The sequence below is a fragment of the Pseudomonas sp. FG-3G genome (assembly GCF_901007645.1).
In the GTDB taxonomy this organism is placed as follows: domain Bacteria; phylum Pseudomonadota; class Gammaproteobacteria; order Pseudomonadales; family Pseudomonadaceae; genus Aquipseudomonas; species Aquipseudomonas rhizophila.
Genome location: NZ_CAAKGZ010000020.1, coordinates 63,800 through 81,056 on the forward strand (window position 1 = coordinate 63,800; position 17,257 = coordinate 81,056).

Sequence of the window (17,257 nt, forward strand, 5' to 3'; positions counted from 1 at the left end):
CGTTGTTTTTATTAGATGTCGATTCGGTTAATTACCTTAACGATCTTGTACCGAGTCTAGGCTTCGACCTAGAATCCGAAAACCTTATTTTACTTATAGATAAAATCCAAAATATGGATATCAAGGACGTCGATCTCAACCTGCTGAAAGTCTTCGATGCGCTGCGCAAAAAGCAAAGCGTGACCCTGGCCGGTGATCTCATGGGGCTTAGCCAGCCAGCCATGAGCTTCGCGTTGGCCAAGTTGCGCACGCTGTTCGATGACCCATTGTTCATTCGCACTTCACGTGGCATGCAACCTACGGCCAGGGCCCTGCAGATCGCTGAGCCGGTGCAACGGATTCTGGAGATGGTCAGCAGCGAGGTGTTGCCATCCACCGGTTTCATTGCCGAACACTCCGAGCGACAACTGGTGCTGTGCATGTCGGATATCGGCGAAATGGTGTTCCTGCCCAGGTTGATGCGAATGCTCGACAGTAAGGCGCCCCAGTTAAGAATCCGTACCCTGGCGTTGTCCTCGGAGCAGTTGGAGGAGGGGCTGGATGCCGGCGAGGTGGACGCGGCAATCGGCTATTTTCCGCGCTTGCTCAATACCTCGATCCGGCATCGCGCGTTGTATCGCCATTCGTTTGTCTGCATCGTTCGTCGTGATCATCCCACCATCGGTGACAGCATGAGCGCCGAGCAATACCAGAGCGCAATGCATGTCGCGGTCCAGCCTGACGGGCGTGGAATGAGTGGACTGGATCGTGAGCTGGCGAGCCACGGCATCACCCGTCGAGTGCGTTTCAGCCTGCCACGGTTTATGGGCGTGCCATTTCTGGTGGCCGAGTCCGACATGATCGCCACTGTACCCTTGGCAGTCGGACGCAGGTTTGCCGACATCACGGATGTGCGCCTGGTGCCGCTGCCTTGGGATATTTGCGGATACGACATTCACCTTTACTGGCATACGCGGTTCCACCATGACCCAGCGAACCGCTGGTTGCGACAATCCTTCATTGAATTGCTCGATGACTTTTCTCCCGCAGACCAGATACAGATTTAATAGGTATCGGAAATAGTTAATTGACATAACTAATATGGCCGGTTAGTTTTTTGCTCACCTTCAAGTGCGCAACAAGAGAGCAGAAGCCATGGAGCTCAGGGCGTGAGCAGTGCAGGGCAATATTCAGCCTTTGTCGATGTAGCGATTTTCGATGCGGTGCGCACCCCCTGGGTTGATCTTGGTGGTGCCCTGGCCCAGGTTTCGCCTATCGATCTTGGGATCAAGGTTGCTCGTGAGGTGCTGGCCCGGGCCGGCATCGATCCTATGGCCGTAGACAGCGTGCTGGCCGGCTCCATGGCCCAAGCCAGCTTTGACGCCTATTTGTTGCCGCGGCACATCGGGTTGTACAGCGGCGTGGCGCAAACGGTTCCTGCGCTGGGGGTACAGCGCATCTGCGCCACCGGCTTTGAGCTGCTGCGCCAGTCTGCTGAACAGTTGCGCGATGACGTTCAGTTAGCCTTGTGCGTGGCCAGTGAATCGATGTCACGCAATCCGATCGCCGCCTACACCCACCGGAACGGGTTTCGTCTCGGTAGCGAGGTGCAATTCAAGGATTTTCTCTGGGAAGCCCTGTACGACCCGGCCCCCGGGGTGGATATGATCGCCACCGCCGACAACCTGGCGCGACGCTATGATCTGTGTCGCGAGGCGGTGGACCGTTATGCGTGCGACAGTCATCAGCGAGCCTTGCAGGCCCAGCGCGCAGGTGCCTGGTGTGAGGAAATCGTCCCCATCGATAACCAGGTGTTCGAACTGGAAGGCTATCAGCCAAGGGGCATCAGCCTGCCGCGCGGCACCGGTATCGTCACCCAGGACAGCCATCCACGACCTACTGACTTGTCGGCTCTATCGCGCCTGCGGGCGTTACATGTGGGGGGTGTACAAACCGCCGGTAATAGCTGCGCAGTCGTCGATGGTGCGGCGGCGGCCCTGGTAGGACGAGGCTCGGCCTGCACGCGTGTGCCCCTGGCTCGCTTGCTGGCCAGCGCGGTGGTCGGTGTGGCCCCGGAGTTCATGGGCATCGGCCCGGCACCAGCGATCCGTCTGTTGCTGCAACGCAGCGGATTGAGCCTTGATGACATTGCCCGTTTTGAGATCAACGAAGCCCAGGCGGCCCAGGTACTGGCTGTCGCGCAGGAGTTGGAGCTGGATCATACGAAGCTCAACGTCCAGGGGGGCTCTTTGGCCGTCGGGCATCCACTGGCTGCTACCGGCCTGCGGTTGGTCATGACCCTGGCCAGGCAGTTGCGCCAGCACAATCTGCGCTACGGGATAGCCGCAGCATGTGTCGGTGGTGGCCAGGGCATGGCGTTGTTGATCGAGAATCCGACCTGCCACACCTGAGTTTATGCCCGCCCGCAGTGGTGGGGCGGTCTGTTTTATATCCTGACGAGGTGACTTATGTGGAGCTACCAGGCGCCTCTGCGCGATATGCAATTTGTGTTTGAGCATTGGTTGCAGGCGCCCGCCACATGGCGTCGCTGTCAGGCGTTCGATGCGCTTGATCTGCCGTTGGCGATGCAGGTGCTGGAGGAGGCGGGGCGCTTCACTCAGAACGTGCTGGCCCCGTTGAACAGCAGTGGCGATCGTCAGGGTTGCCGTTGGAGGGCAGGCCATGTCAGTACCCCGGACGGCTTTGCCAGTGCCTATCAGGCCTACGTTGACGGTGGCTGGCCAGCGCTGGCTTGTGGCGAGGCGTTGGGTGGACAGGGGTTGCCGCAATTGCTCGATGCCGCGCTGCAAGAGATGCTCTATGCCAGCAACCATGCCTGGGCCATGTACACCGGCATCGTCTACGGTGCGTACCTGTGCCTCAAGAGCCATGGTGCTCCTTGGCTGCAAGAGCGCTATCTGCCTGAGATCGTCAGTGGCCTAACCCTGCCTACCATGTGTTTGACCGAGCCCCAGGCAGGCAGCGATGTCGGCCTGCTGCGCTGTCGCGCCGAGCCTGGCGTAGATGGCAGCTATCGCCTGCATGGTAACAAGCTGTTTATCTCCGGCGGCGAGCACGACCTTACGGAAAATATCCTGCACTTGGTCTTGGCACGCTTGCCCGATGCGCCGTCGGGCAGTCGCGGCATCTCGCTGTTTCTGGTGCCCAAGCGACTGGACGATGGCCAGGCCAACGGTGTGCGCTGCGACGGTCTTGAACACAAGATGGGTATCAAGGGAAGTGCCACTTGCTCCCTGGTGTTCGATGGCGCTCAAGGCTGGTTGATCGGCGAAGCCAATCAGGGCCTGGCGGCGATGTTCGTGATGATGAATTCGGCGCGCTTGCATGTCGGCCTGCAAGGCTTGGGGCATACCGAAGTGGCGTGGCAGAACGCGAGGAAATATGCCGCCGAGCGCTTGCAGATGCGCGCACCGCTGAGACCCGAAGGGGTGCAAGCGCAGGCTGCCGACCCGCTTCACTATCATCCGGCCATGCGCCGGGTGTTGCTGGAGTTGCGCGCTGCCAGCGAAGGCATGCGAGCCATCGGCTATTGGGCCGCCCATTTGCTGGATCAGGCCGAACATGCCGTGGATCCACAGACCCGGCAGCATGCCAGTCAACTGGCGCAGCTGTTGACGCCGATCATCAAGGCGTTCTTTACCGAACAGGGTTTCCGCCAAGCCAGCAGCTCCTTGCAAGTGTTCGGCGGTTACGGCTGTGTCACCGAGTTCGCCATTGAGCAGACCTTGCGTGACAGCCGCATTGCCATGATCTATGAGGGCAGCAACGAAATTCAGGCCAATGACCTGCTGCTGCGCAAGGTGCTGGGAGACCATGGCCAGGCGTTTGGCTTGCTGCTGGCGCAGCTGCGCGAAGAGGCGCGGCTGGGTGGCGACTGGGTTGAGTGCCAAGGGTTCGCCGCGGCCCTGGAAAATCTCTGCAACTCGCTGGCGGCTGTGGTCGAGGACGTGGTCGAACGGACACGAGAAGACCGCGAATACCCCTATCGAATCGCAGGGGATTTCCTCCAGTTGTGTGGCGTAACGCTGCTGGCCTTGTCCTGGGCGCGGGCAGCCCGGGTCTCCAGGGCATTGCCTGAAACGGATCCGCTACGCGCCGGCAAGTTGCAAAGCGCGGGGTTCTTTTTTGACTACCTGCCGTCCAGGCTGGCACAGCATCTGGCTGCTATCGTGGATGCTCGGGCTACCCTGGCGTTTATCTGAGGGGCGAGGGCGGGGGTGTTCGCCCGAGCGCGGGTACTCAAACCCGGATAGGGTCAACCAACCGCTACGGCCAAGACAACTCAAACAGCAGGCCCGGCTCCGCGCGCTTTGCAGACAGCATCCAGCCATGGGCCCGGGCAATTTCCTGGCAGATCGTCAGGCCAAGCCCCGCGCCATGATCACGGCGATGTGGCCCACGCCAGAAGCGCGTGAACAGGTGCGGCAATTGCTCGCGATCAACGCCGGGGCCCCAATCGCGCACCCTGAGTGCGCCCGCGCTGACGTGCATCCTGACCTCAGTACCGCGGGGGGCGTGTTGAATGGCATTTTCCAGCAGGTTCTTGAGCAACGTGAAGAGCGCGCTTCGATCGGCCTGCCATTGGCCGCCTTCAGGCGTTTCGTCAACCAGAACAAGACGTACGTCGACGGCCTCGGCCATACGCTGCAGATAGCCGCAGGCTTCCCTGGCGACATCGGCTATTTCCACTGTGGCAAAACTGTAATTCTGAACCTCACTGGCTTCGGTCAGGAGCAGCAGTTGCTGGACTTGCCGTGTCATGTGCGCCACATCATCGAGCAGGGCATTGTGCGCGTGACTGTCTTGCATCAGTTCGATTTGCGCGCGAATCAGCGCCAGCGGTGTTTTCAACTCGTGCGCGGCGGTTGCAAGAAACTCCTGCTGGACACGATAACCTCGCTCCAGGCGCGCAAGCGCCTGGTTGAAGCTGGTGACCAGCGGCTCGACCTCGGACGGCACGGTTTTTACCTGCAACCGCGAGTGCAGGGAGCGAGGGGAGATGGCCGCCGCTGACTCCGACACTTCACGCAAGGGTTTGAGGGTGTAGCCCAACGTGAAATAAGCGCAGGCGCCGAAGACGAACAGCAGCACCAGGCTGAACAGCGCGATCCCGGCCCCCATGAATGGCAAGGCAAATCCCCCATGGAGCAAATCCATTAGCCTTTCGCTGGCGGCAAATTGCAGATACCAGGTCTTGCCTTGGTGCTCGACAGCCGCGGTGGCGGCGTACATGACGATGCCTTCACGTTCGAACTTGAATCTCGGTTGTTGCGATGGAGGATTCGATGCGACTGAAGACCAGAACGTCGCGTCGGTGGAGGTCAGGACCACATTGCCCGTTGAATCCAGCACGCGGTGGCCGATTTCCCGCCCCAGGCTATCGAAGGTCCAGACTCGGTCACCCTCGCTGCTGTCGAAGCCGTTGGGCCGGCCAGTGGCATCGAACTGGAGCTTGCCGGCCAGTTCATGGGTGCGCTCGGCGACGTCGGTGGTCAATAAAATATCGCTCTTTGAGGTGACGAGCGCGAGCACCCCTAATGCAATCAGCAGAATACTCAACCCCACGCCGACCACGTAGGCGAGCAGCACCTTGAAGCTGATGCTATTGCGCCACGTCCTCTTGACGAAGGGCATAACCGAGACCTCTGAGGTTGATGATTCGTTGGCGGGAGCCGATGGCAAGCAGCTTGCGGCGGATCCGGTGAAGGGCCACATCCAGTGCGTTAGGCGTCACGGCTTCGCTCAAGCCCCAACCTGCCGCTTCTATCGCGGCGCGACGCACGATTTCTCCTGGCTTTCGCAACAGCAACAGCATGATCTGCATTTCCGCCGGCGCGAGAGGAATGCTTTGGCCGGCACAACACATGATGCCGGTATCGGGTTGCAGGCTCAGGTCACCATGACTCGGCGCAAGTGGACGACAGTCCACGGGACGCCTTAGCAACGCCCGCACACGCGCGACCATCTCATCCATGGCGAATGGCTTGGGCAGATAATCATCTGCTCCAGCATCCAGGCCTGCGACACGGTCGTGCAGCGCGTCGCGCGCCGTGAGAACAAGGCAGGGCAAGCCAAGCCCGGCGTTGCGCAAGCGCTGCAACAAGACGAGCCCGTCGCCGTCCGGCAAGCCGCGATCAAGAATCAGCGCCTGGTAAGGGACCCGCCCGATAGCCGCCCACGCGCCATCGATGCGGTTGACCACATCGACGGCGATGCCGGCGCTCGCCAGGCCTTTGCACACCAGATGCGCCAATCGCTCGTGGTCTTCGACCAGCAGAATACGACTCATCAGAAGCGGTACAGGTAGCCGAAGAGCACGCTGTTGTCGGTAGAACGGTCTACCAGCGGGCTGTCCTTGATCTCATCGGCGAGGCGGGTGGCCTTGACGTCAAGGAACACGGAATGATGGTCATCGAACATATAGTTTCCACGAACGCCAAGTTCGGTATTGAGGCCGGATTTTCCATCATAGGCCGCTCGATCAATGCGAGCTTCACTTTCGCGAACACCAAAATAATAATCAACGTACTTTTGGTCCTGCCATATCGCCGCCACTCGTGGCGTGAGGGTGAGGTGTTCACCCCATTGCCAGGATCTCTCAAGACCCAGGGTGAAGCGCTGGCCCTTGCTGTTGCCCGATACGTCCGTCAGCCACTGGGCGCTGACATCGGCCAGAGGGTTGCTCCACTGCACCTTGGCGCCGGCCCAGAAGCCACCTTTACGATCACTCATGCCATCCAGGAAGCGGGCATCGTCGTTGTCATAACCACTGAAGTCGTATTCACCGACGATGCTCAGATCCAGTTGCTGGGAGTCGTCGAGAGTGAAACCCGGCAGCTTGATCTCGGCGGTAGGGCCGAATACTCGTACGTAGTCATTTTCAAAGTAGATCAATGGTATGGCCTGAGTTTCACGGTCGACGCCCTTGTACGGCTGCTGGCTGCTGACCGCCCCAATGCCAAGGCCCCAGGATGAAGTCGACTCGGCGTTTGCCGACTCAGCGGCGAGCGCGACCATGGATGAGCACAGACCGAGCACCAAGGCTTGAGTGGTGGCAGTCAACCGGATCGCACTTGAAACGGCAGACAGGGGCGTGCAATGCATGGGGTTCTCCAGATCGATAGGATGAAAGCGACCCTATCGTCGAAAAGTTCTTCTTACTCGACACTTACCATCAACCGACATCGATCCCTTCCTGGTAAGAGTCGCCAAGGATTCCCTATCCGATAGTGGGCACCGGTGCCCTGCAGCCCTTTGAATATGCTTGTCAGTCGATTCTGACAAGAATGTCAGCAAGCGGTCAGTTTGCGGACACCTTGATTGTCTAGACTGGTGGAGGGTAGCTACAGGCTACTTTGCAGGTCGTGTGCAAAAATTACCCAAACCTGGATCCCTGATTGCCCGGTTGTCCCGCTTCCCGAGAGGAGTTACCTGATGCGCTTGCTCATCGTCGAGGACGAAGAAAAGACGTCCTCCTATGTGCATCGTGGCCTGAGTGAGCTCGGCTACATTGTCGATGTGGCGAGTAACGGCATCGATGGGCTGCACTATGCGCTGGAAATGGACTATGACGTCGTGATCCTGGATGTCATGTTGCCGGGCAAGGACGGTTACAGCGTGCTGGAGGGTTTGCGCCAGCAGAAGAAAACCCCGGTCATCATGTTGTCGGCCAGGGGGACGGTGGATGATCGCGTTCGCGGGTTGCGCGAGGGCGCTGATGACTACCTTGGCAAACCTTTTTCCTTTGCCGAACTGGTCGCCCGCGTTCAGGCATTGATCCGTCGTCGCACCGCAGACACGGCTGACCTGACCCATCTGCGCATCGACGACCTGGAGGTCGACCTGCAAGCGCGCAAGGTGACCAGGGCCGGGCTGCGGCTGGATCTGACGGCCAAGGAGTTTTGTCTGTTGAGCCTTCTGGCGCGGCACCAGGGAGAGATTCTTTCCAAACTGATGATTGCCGAGCAGGTCTGGGACATGAATTTCGACAGTGACGCCAACGTGGTCGAGGTTGCGATCAAGCGCGTCCGGGCCAAGGTCGATGTGCCTTATTCGCGCAAACTGCTGCATACGGTCCGGGGCATGGGCTATGTACTGGAAAGTCGTGAAGCCGATGCCAGTCAAGGCAGTACCCGGTGATGAAGGGGTCGATAGCCAAGCGGCTGGCATTGATGTTTGCGCTGGCGGTCTTGCTGATCATTTCCATCAGCGCGACGCTGCTGCGCTGCTCATTGAAGACATCGCTCGAAGATCAGATGCAAAACGAGTTGATCCTGCGCCATTCCGTACTTGATCCCGTGCTCACAAAATACGATTCACCGGCATTCTGGGTCGGTTTGCGTGAAAAGCTCGATGGCCTGACGCCCACGGATCAGCGGGTGCGTTATTGGGTCCTGGTTGACGACCCGGCCTACAGCTATGGCGGAGCGATGCCGGACGGCCAGGATTGGTCGAAGCGCCCGGATGGATTTTTCAGCATGGCGATACCTGAACGGGATCGTCCCATGGTGCTGCAAGTCAAGACCATCTCTGCCATGGGTAACCGCCCGGAGTTGCGCTTTATCGTGGGGCTCGATTCAACGCCGTTCATGAAGACCCTGGACCATTTCACCAAGACGCTGATCCTGACTTCGGCGCTGGGCATCGTACTGGTCGCACTGCTGGGTTACTGGATCGCGCGTTTCGGCCTGGGGCCGGTCAGGCGCCTGAGCCGTCAGGCCAACAGCCTGCCGCCGGGTGATTCAAAGCAGCGACTGGACACCGAGGCACTGCCCGACGAGTTACAGGAACTGGCGGTGTCGTTCAACGGGGCCCTGGCTCGCCAGGAGGCCGCCTGGTGCCAGCTCGAAGGGTTCAATGCCAATGTCGCCCATGAGCTGCGAACGCCGCTGACCAACCTGATCGGGCAGACCCAGGTCGCGTTGGCCCACGGGCGTGATGTGGCTGAGCTTCAGGATCTGCTGCAATCGAATCTGGAAGAGCTTGAGCGCATGGGCACCATCGTCAATGACATGCTGTTCCTGGCGGGTGCCGAAAGCGGGCAGCGTGCGACCGAGCTCAGTGATGTCTCGCTCTACGAGGAGGCGTCCAAGACGGTGGAATACCTGGAGCCCGTCTTGCACGACAAACAGTTGGACGTGGTGATCAAAGGCGACATGCGCGTATGCATCGACCGACGCCTTTTTCACCGCTCTTTGGCCAATCTGCTGCAAAACGCGGCGCGATACGCGGTGCCGCAGAGCACCATTACTGTAAGCCTGGAACGTCTTGGCGCGCAGGCCAAGGTAAGTGTTTCCAATGCGGGTGAGCCCATTGACGATGTGCACCTGCAGCGCTTGTTCGAGCGTTTCTATCGCGCCGATGTCGCCCGGGCGCGAAGCGACGCACACCATGGCCTGGGGCTCTCCATTGTGCGAGCTGTGGCGTCCATGCACGGTGGCCGTGTGTTCGCCCACAGCAAGGATGGCTTCAATACCTTCGGATTCTCCCTGACCAGCCAGGCAGCCCGTTAGTCGCCGTCAACCGATGGCCGGCGTGGCTCGCCGGCGTTTGACATCTTCCTGTCAGTCAGCAGTCACCTTGACGTCAGTCACCTCCCCCTAGAGTGCTACGACCATCCCGGTAAAGGACAGTCGTGGAGTCCACTATGAACATTCAAAACGTGTCGATCGCCAGTCTTCTGGCATTCATCACTCTGAGCGGTTTGCCTCTGTTCGCCGAAGAGAAGGCGGATGTGCCTGCCTACGAATATGGCATGCCGCTGGATATCGCCAGGGTCATCCGCATTGAAGAACCGGAGTCGCGGGTGTGCGAGGTCGTGCGCGCAAAGATGACCTACGTGAATACGCAAGGGGTCACAGAGCGCGTCAGCTTTCTGAAGCAGTCTGAGGTGTGCGTGCTCCAGTGACCGTTCGGCAGTGCTGGTTCTTCATCCAAATAGAGAGCTCAACCATGTGCATCAGAACAGCAGCAACCGAAACGGGCCTTTCAAATAACCTGAGCCGACTGGTGAAGCTGGCTCGAACACTGACCGTTGGCGCCGTGCTGCTAAGCGCGGTCAGTATCGATGCGTCCAGTCGCGTCGCGCCGAAACCGGACTGGTCGACCCGCGACATGCCTTCCCAGGAAGGTCGAATCGTCCTGATCACCGGCGGCACGAGCGGCATGGGGTACGAGGACGCACTGGCACTGGCCCGGGCCGGCGCCGACGTCATCATTGCTGCGCGCAACCCGGAGCGTGGCGCGCAGGCCATCGCGCAAATCAAAACGTCCGTACCCGACGCCAAGGTGCAGTTCGAGGCCGTGGACCTGGCCAATCTTTCATCGGTGCGCAGCCTGGCCCAGCGTCTCAATCAGAGACTGCCGCGCCTGGATGTGTTGATCAATAATGCCGCCGTCATGGCGCCTCCTGAGCGGGGTACCTCCGCGGATGGCTTCGAGCTCCAGTTGGCGACCAACTACCTGGGGCACTTCGCACTGACCGGCCTGCTGGTGCCGTTGTTACGGCAAAGCCAGGACGCTCGCGTGGTGAGCCTTTCGAGCATCGCCGCGGCTCGCGGAACAATGAACTTCAACGACCTGCAGGCTGAGCAGCAGTACCAACCTTTGGCCGCCTACGCGCAGTCCAAGCTGGCCATCCTGCACTGGACTTTTGCCTTGCAGCAGCGCAGCGAGGCCGCAGGTTGGAACATTCGCAGCATCGCTGCGCATCCAGGCGTCGCCGTCACCGAGTTGGTCGCGCGTGGTCCGGGTCTGAACAGCGAGTTCGGCCAGCGATGGGCCAAGGATCGCGACGTATACCATTCAGCTGCCCAGGGGGCGCTGCCCACGCTGTATGCCGCCACCGCGCCTGAGGCGGTTGGCGGTGCCTACTACGGCCCCACCGGCGACGAGGAAAAACGCGGCCCATTGGGCTTCGCCAGGATGCCGCCGGCCGCCACCCATGAGGCGGATGCCGAACGGCTCTGGACCGTCTCCGAGCGACTGACCGGCGTCACCTACCGCTGATCATGCCTTGGGCACGGCAATCCGTTGCGTGCCCACTCTCTTGCCTGTTGTCGCCTTCCAGGAGTCTCCATGAGTGCGCCTTCCTACTTGCATCGACTGAGCCTTGCCGTGAACGCCCGTGACGATGAGCTGCGTCCGGCGCTGTGCGGGTTCTTGTTGTTCCTCTGCCTCTTTACCGGCTACTTCATGCTGCGCCCGATACGTGAATCGATGGGCATCGCGGCGGGCGTGGAGAATCTGCAATGGCTGTTCACTGCCACGTTCCTGGTGATGCTGGCGGCCGTTCCGTTGTTTGCCTGGGTCAGTTCCCGGGTCCCGCGCCTGCGCCTCGTTGATTGGGTGTACGGCTTCTTCGGGATCAACTTGCTGATGTTCGTTGAATTGTTCGAGTTTCAATCGGACAGCGTCTGGCTCGCCCGTACTTTCTACGTATGGATATCGGTTTATAACCTCTTCGTGGTGTCCGTGGCCTGGAGCCTGATGGCGGATGTATTCGACAGTGAACAGGCCAAGCGGCTGTTTGCCTTCATCGCTGCCGGCGCCAGCATCGGCGGTCTGCTGGGGCCGGCCCTGAGCGCGGCGCTTATTGAGGCCATTGGTGCCTCGGGCTTGATGTTTCTGGCCGCGCTGTTGCTGGGTGTCACATTTGTATTGAAGCGGGCGCTGATGGGCTGGCGCGAAAAGGGCGGGGCTGGGCGGCCTGGTGCGGCACCGACGCAAAGCCCCGGGCAGCCACTGCAGGGCAATCCGTTCAGCGGTTTGACGGCGGTGCTCAGGTCACCCTACCTGTTGGGGATCGCCGGGTTCGTCGTGCTACTGGCGACGGTCACCACCTTTCTCTACTTCGAGCAGGCGCGCCTGGTGGCCGAACATTTTCCGAGTCGTGAGGCGCAGGTCCGGGTTTTCGGCACCATTGACTTCATCGTGCAGGCTGGCGCTCTGGTGTCTCAGCTGTTCATCACCGGGCGCATTGCGCCGAAGCTGGGGGTGCGTGCGTTACTGGCGATCGTGCCGCTGCTCATGTGCATCGGGTTCGTGGGTCTTGCGCTGGCCCCCGGCTTCGCACTGCTTGCCGCCCTGATGATCGTGCGGCGAATCGGTGAATACGCGTTCGTCCGGCCGGGCAGGGAAATGCTCTTCGCACCCTTGGATGCCGAGAGCAAGTACAAGGCCAAGAACTTCATCGACACCGTGGTTTATCGCGGCGGTGATGCGCTGAGCGGTTGGGCCAAGAGCCTGCTCGACATGCTGGGGCAGGGCACTGGCCTGGCGGCTCTGATCGGCGCGGGCTGCGCGCTGCTGTGGGCTTATCTGGGATGGCAATTGGGACAGCATGCCGATAACCAGCAGCAGGCACGGGGAGTGGCCGCCAGCGCCAGCGCCGTCGAAACATAACCCGGAGTACACAAAAGGCCACGCGGCGGGAGTGCGCGGGGTGGTTCATCATCGCATGAGTCCTGCCGGTCATCGCGTTCCCGGAATGCGCTGGAGATCAAAGTTTTATTCTGAAAAGTGTGCAGGCTCAGACGAACTTTCAGCGGTGTTGAACTTAATCGATAAAAGTATATTTCGGTCAGCGAATTAATGGAGGCGAATGCTCGGAAAGAATGCCCGGCAACCCATTGGGTAACGGGCCTATATTGATAATTTTTGTCCACTTGTCAACACGATTACAGCCCTTATTATTGCCTGACTGAGTGAATCGGAAGAGGGTTTTATGGGGCAGGTATTTGAAGGTTGCGTCAAAGTGATCGTTCCTTGTGGTTCATTAGGGGCGGGCGTTCGTGAAGAAGAAATTACTTATGGACTGGTGGCCGGTGCGCAAGCAATTGCCACGGACGCCGGTTCTACCGATAGCGGAGCTGCGTATCTCGCACTTGGAAAATCGAAGAATAACCGCGGGGCGGTCAAACGCGACTTGACGATATTAATGAAGGCGCAGGCCTGGTCCGGGGTGCCGATAATTGTCGGCACGGCAGGACAGGCCGGTGGCGATCTCAACCTGGACTGGACGCGCGATATAGTCCTGGAGGTTGCAGGAGAGTTGGGCGTCACACCAAAGATTGCGCTCATATATTGTGAACAGGACAGGGATACCGTTAAGCAGCTGAACGCACAGGGGCGTATCAAACCGCTGCCGCCTCACGGTGAGCTCGATGACGCTACGGTGGACAGCTGTGAACACATTGTGGCGGCGCTGGGTGTAGAACCGTTCATTGCCGCGCTTGAAACAGGCGCCGATATCATTTTGGCGGGTCGTTCGACCGACACGGCGGTCATTGCCTGTTATCCGATCTGGAAGGGCGCGCCCTGGGGGCCGTCCTGGCATGCCGGCAAAACGGGGGAGTGCGGTGTCCAGTGCGCCGTTAACCCGACATTGGGCTCGGGAATATTGCTCAGCGTTGATGCGCAGGGTTTCGACGTTGAGCCATTAAGTAAAGACAATCAGTGCACGCCCCATAGCGTCTCTGCACACATGCTTTATGAAAATAGCGACCCGTTTCGATTGGTGGAACCCGGCGGTATCCTGAACGTCGCACAAGCGCGCTACCAGAAGCTGAACGAGCGAGCCGTTCGTGTCGTAGGGTCTGAATGGGAGACGATGCCCTACACAATGAAGCTGGAGGGCGCCGCGGCCGGTCTCTATCAGACAATCATGTTAGTGGGTATCCAGGACCCCGATGTACTCAATGATATTGATGGGTTTCATGACCGCCTGCTGGAAGCCCTGTACACCCGGACCCGTCAATCCATCCCGCCGCAGGAGTTGGGAGAGTTTCATATCTCGCTGCGAATGTATGGCTGGAACGGCGTCACCGGCGTAAAACCCCCCGTTGGAACTTTGCCTCCGCCGGAAATAGGCATGCTATTTGTCGCCACAGCAGCGACTCAAGAAATGGCAAATACGATTGCCCAAGCATGCAACCCCTACTTTTTTCACTACCCCAGCGTAATGGGCAAGGAATTGCCTTCTTACGGCTTTGCTTTCACCCCAGCTGATATACCTCGTGGTCAGATTTATGAGTTCAAGTTAAATCACGTAGTGCAATTGGAGGACCCATTTGAGTTGGTGCGTATTCAATGGATCGATCTTTCCGAGTCAACATTGGCTGTGAAGGAGTTGAGTTAATGGTTAAGTTGCGTGATGTATGCCGACATGTTCGATCCAAACAAGCCGGACCGTTCTGGATTACCTTCGATATATTTTTTGACGGGCGTGAAAACTTTGAGCGTTACTCACAAAGTGCAGCACTTTCATCGGCGCAATTCGCAAGGCTCTATGGCACCGATCCGGCACGGGTGAAACATATTCCCGTTGCTGACCTGGAAATGGTCAAGATTTCCTACCCTCGCGCTACGCCGCAAGGCGGGATGGTGGAGCGCGACATGCATGCCGGCCAGCAATACGTACGTTTACTCGACGTCATTCTGGACTGAGAACCGCACGCGTCACCTGGCAACAGGTGATGCCGTCGCCGCCATCGGCGCAGACCCAACCCTGGTGCAGAACAGAGGCAACCATGAGCAATACGACTATTGCGCTGCAACTTGCAGAGTACGCGCATAAATTCAGGCATCAGCGACTGCCCGAAGAGATCATCGCGTTGGTGCGACAGCGCTTCATTGACAGTCTGGCGTGCATATTGGGGGCCTACGGAGCGGCGCCTGTGAATGCCGCTGTGTGTTATGCGGTTGCCAATCCCGCGCAGGCGTCCAGCGTGTTCGGAACAACTGTCCAAACAACGCCAGAGATAGCGGCGTTTGCCAATGGCGTGATGGTCCGTTTCCTGGACTACAACGATGGTTATATGGGGCTGGAGCCGGGCCATCCGAGTGACAATATTCCGGCCTGCCTGGCGCTAGCAGAGGCCGAGGGGGCCACCGGGGCAGAACTCATTTCGGCCATTGTGCTGGCCTATGAGATCCAGATGCGACTGCAGGACGCGGCCAGCCTGAACAAGCGCGGCTGGGACCACGTCAATTACATAAATGTGGCGATGGCCGCGGCGGCTTCCAGTCTGATGAAGCTGGATGTGGCGCAGACCGCACAGGCAATCAATATAGCGTTGAGCGCTCATCTGGCCATGCGCCAGGTTCGCAGTGGATCCCTGTCGGACTGGAAGGGCTGCTCGGCCGCAAACGCTGCACGTAATGCGATCTTCGCTGCCCAGCTGTCGCGTCACGGCATGACCGGCCCGTCGCCGGTGTTCGAGGGGGACATGGGATTCTTTAAATTGGTCTCAGGCCCGTTCGACCTGGATACGGATCGTTTTGGTACGCCCGAGAATGGTGATTACGCTATACGGCGCTCCCTGACCAAGACCTTTCCCACCAACGGTGAGTTGCATACTGCGGTGTGGGCAGCCCTGGATATACGTGCTCGGATTAACGATCTCGACGATATCGCTTGCATCGTTATCGAAACGTCCGAGTTCAATCGTCGAGTGTTGGCAGACACCCCTGAAAAATGGTTGCCCAAAACGCGAGAGACGGCGGATCACAGTTTGCCCTACAACGTGGCCCGGGCGCTGCTCGACGGTGACATCACCATAGATTCTTATTCGCCGGAAAAGATGGCTGATCCCATGGTGGTTGCCCTGATGGGCAAGATCAGCGTGGTGGAGGATGGCGCGCTCACCGCGTTGTTTCCGCGTCATCTTGCCAACCGGGTCAGCGCCACGCTGGTGTCAGGCGAAATCGTCGTAAGCGAGATGATCAGCGGGCCCGGGTCCGTCGAAACACCGATGACCGATAGCGATTTTGAACGAAAATTCAGGAGGATGGCCTCACCTCATCTTGAAGAGTCGGCGCAGGCCAAGGTGCTTGGGTATGTGGCTGAACTTCAACACCAACCCGAATTCACATCGCTGTTTGCGGCCATGGTTGCTTCTGTCTAGTCACTGGCGAGGTGGGTCGCTCGTGGCAGAGTTCCCGTGTACCGAGCGCGGGGGCGAGCGTCATGATGCTGGTTGTATTGCTCGCTGGCGTGGGCTATCCAGCCGATCAATCTTCCGACACCCGCCAGTGCGATTTCCTGCCGATGCAACCCAAGCTTTCTACCGATGAAACTCACCAGGAGAATGAACTCCGGGGGGTATGCGACGAGTTCCGAGGCGACCGAAAAAGCTTTCTGCAGCTTGGCAAATTCGGGGTCGCCCTCGAAGGCAGCGGTCAACGCTTTCATCAGATTGGTAGCACGTGGGTCACTGACTGAGTGGACATTAGGTCCGAACCCGATGATGTGCCCCTCCTGACTGTACCGTTGCAATATCGGTTGGGTGGGATCGGTAGCTGTACAGATTTCCTCGATCATCCTGCTGGCGGCTTCGTTTCTGCCATAGGCGATCTTATGACCCCTGGCGGCCGCGAGTCCCGCGATCGCTGCGTAGTAGGGGGTGGCGCCGGTCGTGGCGGCAACGCGAACGCTGTGAGTGGCGTGGTCCAGTTCATGATCGACGCTGAGGATCAGAAGACGCCTGATCAGATCGGCGTGGGCCGGCGGGGCTGCGCAGGCCTGGGTAATGAATTCGTGCAAGGGTTGTGTGCTTGGTTGGGTCGCGCCCACGACCAACGCGGCAAACCATCTCACAACATCGGCGCCGGTGCGTGCATAGCTGTCGATGGAAAGATCGAAGGCTTTGGGGTTCTCCCTTTGAACCAGCGGGAAAAGTGCAATTGCCTTCTCCGGCGCTGACATGTGCTCATAGATCTTCAGCAGTTTGACGCTATCCTTCGGCGCGCGCGGCAGCGACGGTCCGAAGGCCGATGGCACCTGCCACATCAATCCGGCGACCTCCTCGACCGTGGCGTGGTCGGCGAGCTCGACGACGTCGTGCCCCCTGTAGAAGAGGCCGTCATCGGTGATCAATGTAATGGCGCTGTCCGATGACGACGAGCGCTTTGCAGCGTGCCCCGCGGGGCTTTTCACCAAGCGCTGGATGTCTTCGGCCCAATAGCGACGCTTGGGCGTGTTGGCGATCTTGACGGACCGAATGTTCTTCCGGCTGACGTAGGCATAAAGGGTTGGAAGGCTGACCCCCAGCATTCCAGCCGCTTCTTCTGCCGAAAGGTAAAGGTCTTCTTGATCAGGCATGACGGATCCGAACAGGTTGATGGGGGTTTGTACATATTCATTAAATATACCTGCCTTGCGTCAATGTCTACCAGGATATCCATTTCGTCGTGTTTTCAAAGGGAGTCAGCAATGGACGGTCTACACAGAGGGACCGACGGAGGCGGGCATTGAAAG

At 59.2% G+C, this 17,257-nt stretch carries 15 protein-coding genes; 11 read left to right on the plus strand and 4 right to left on the minus strand.

Annotation, left to right across the window (positions count from 1 at the left end):
• The first annotated feature begins 113 nt into the window (after positions 1-113).
• The 3 genes from PSEUDOMOFG3G_RS10040 (at position 114) to PSEUDOMOFG3G_RS10050 (ending at position 4,202) form a co-directional block, all read left to right on the plus strand.
• On the plus strand, positions 114-1,046 hold the full coding sequence (locus PSEUDOMOFG3G_RS10040; RefSeq protein WP_107322826.1) for a LysR family transcriptional regulator: 933 nt from the start codon (positions 114-116) through the stop codon (positions 1,044-1,046).
• 102 nt (positions 1,047-1,148) lie between these two features.
• Positions 1,149-2,390: a thiolase family protein gene (locus PSEUDOMOFG3G_RS10045; protein ID WP_076384201.1), complete on the plus strand. Its 1,242-nt coding sequence runs from the start codon at positions 1,149-1,151 to the stop codon at positions 2,388-2,390.
• Between the two features lie 57 nt (positions 2,391-2,447).
• Positions 2,448-4,202, plus strand: a complete 1,755-nt coding sequence (locus PSEUDOMOFG3G_RS10050) for an acyl-CoA dehydrogenase (protein WP_139049833.1) — start codon at positions 2,448-2,450, stop codon at positions 4,200-4,202.
• A 64-nt stretch (positions 4,203-4,266) separates the two neighbouring features.
• Here the strand turns inward: PSEUDOMOFG3G_RS10050 and PSEUDOMOFG3G_RS10055 are convergent, their stop codons facing one another.
• The 3 genes from PSEUDOMOFG3G_RS10055 to PSEUDOMOFG3G_RS10065 are packed head-to-tail and all read right to left on the minus strand — an operon-like array spanning position 4,267 to position 7,104.
• Positions 4,267-5,682, minus strand: coding sequence for a HAMP domain-containing sensor histidine kinase (locus PSEUDOMOFG3G_RS10055; protein WP_257220707.1), 1,416 nt, complete (start codon positions 5,680-5,682; stop codon positions 4,267-4,269).
• Positions 5,603-6,289, minus strand: coding sequence for a response regulator transcription factor (locus tag PSEUDOMOFG3G_RS10060; RefSeq protein WP_139049834.1), 687 nt, complete (start codon positions 6,287-6,289; stop codon positions 5,603-5,605). Before PSEUDOMOFG3G_RS10060 ends, PSEUDOMOFG3G_RS10055 begins: the two co-directional genes overlap by 80 nt.
• Positions 6,289-7,104 carry a MipA/OmpV family protein gene (locus tag PSEUDOMOFG3G_RS10065; protein ID WP_139049835.1) on the minus strand — a complete coding sequence of 272 codons (816 nt, stop codon included), beginning with the start codon at positions 7,102-7,104 and terminating at the stop codon, positions 6,289-6,291. The genes PSEUDOMOFG3G_RS10060 and PSEUDOMOFG3G_RS10065 overlap by 1 nt, the downstream gene beginning before the upstream one ends.
• Positions 7,105-7,434: 330 nt before the next feature.
• Here PSEUDOMOFG3G_RS10065 and PSEUDOMOFG3G_RS10070 point away from each other — a divergent pair, with 330 nt between their 5' ends.
• The 8 genes from PSEUDOMOFG3G_RS10070 to PSEUDOMOFG3G_RS10105 all read left to right on the plus strand — a co-directional run bounded on the left by PSEUDOMOFG3G_RS10070 (position 7,435) and on the right by PSEUDOMOFG3G_RS10105 (position 15,905).
• Positions 7,435-8,139, plus strand: coding sequence for a heavy metal response regulator transcription factor (locus PSEUDOMOFG3G_RS10070; protein ID WP_047225586.1), 705 nt, complete (start codon positions 7,435-7,437; stop codon positions 8,137-8,139).
• Positions 8,139-9,512, plus strand: coding sequence for a heavy metal sensor histidine kinase (locus PSEUDOMOFG3G_RS10075; RefSeq protein WP_139049836.1), 1,374 nt, complete (start codon positions 8,139-8,141; stop codon positions 9,510-9,512). Before PSEUDOMOFG3G_RS10070 ends, PSEUDOMOFG3G_RS10075 begins: the two co-directional genes overlap by 1 nt.
• Before the next feature lie 134 nt (positions 9,513-9,646).
• The gene (locus PSEUDOMOFG3G_RS10080; RefSeq protein ID WP_083714399.1) at positions 9,647-9,907 is read left to right on the plus strand and encodes a DUF2790 domain-containing protein; all 261 of its coding nucleotides are present in this window, start codon (positions 9,647-9,649) and stop codon (positions 9,905-9,907) included.
• 44 nt (positions 9,908-9,951) lie between these two features.
• A complete protein-coding gene (locus PSEUDOMOFG3G_RS10085; RefSeq protein WP_047225589.1) occupies positions 9,952-11,007 on the plus strand; it encodes an oxidoreductase in 1,056 nt (351 codons plus the stop codon).
• 69 nt (positions 11,008-11,076) lie between these two features.
• Positions 11,077-12,402 (plus strand): NTP/NDP exchange transporter, encoded by a 1,326-nt coding sequence (locus tag PSEUDOMOFG3G_RS10090; protein ID WP_107322820.1) that lies wholly within the window; start codon positions 11,077-11,079, stop codon positions 12,400-12,402.
• A 322-nt stretch (positions 12,403-12,724) separates the two neighbouring features.
• Positions 12,725-14,137: an acyclic terpene utilization AtuA family protein gene (locus PSEUDOMOFG3G_RS10095; RefSeq protein ID WP_139049837.1), complete on the plus strand. Its 1,413-nt coding sequence runs from the start codon at positions 12,725-12,727 to the stop codon at positions 14,135-14,137.
• Entirely contained in the window at positions 14,137-14,445 is a 309-nt protein-coding gene (locus PSEUDOMOFG3G_RS10100) for a DUF4387 domain-containing protein (protein ID WP_047225592.1), read from the plus strand. The genes PSEUDOMOFG3G_RS10095 and PSEUDOMOFG3G_RS10100 overlap by 1 nt, the downstream gene beginning before the upstream one ends.
• An 83-nt stretch (positions 14,446-14,528) precedes the next feature.
• A complete protein-coding gene (locus PSEUDOMOFG3G_RS10105) occupies positions 14,529-15,905 on the plus strand; it encodes an MmgE/PrpD family protein (protein ID WP_171061355.1) in 1,377 nt (458 codons plus the stop codon).
• Here PSEUDOMOFG3G_RS10105 and PSEUDOMOFG3G_RS10110 read toward each other — a convergent pair.
• Positions 15,902-17,101, minus strand: coding sequence for a citrate synthase (locus PSEUDOMOFG3G_RS10110; protein WP_076384217.1), 1,200 nt, complete (start codon positions 17,099-17,101; stop codon positions 15,902-15,904). The genes PSEUDOMOFG3G_RS10105 and PSEUDOMOFG3G_RS10110 overlap by 4 nt on opposite strands.
• Positions 17,102-17,257 lie beyond the last annotated feature (156 nt).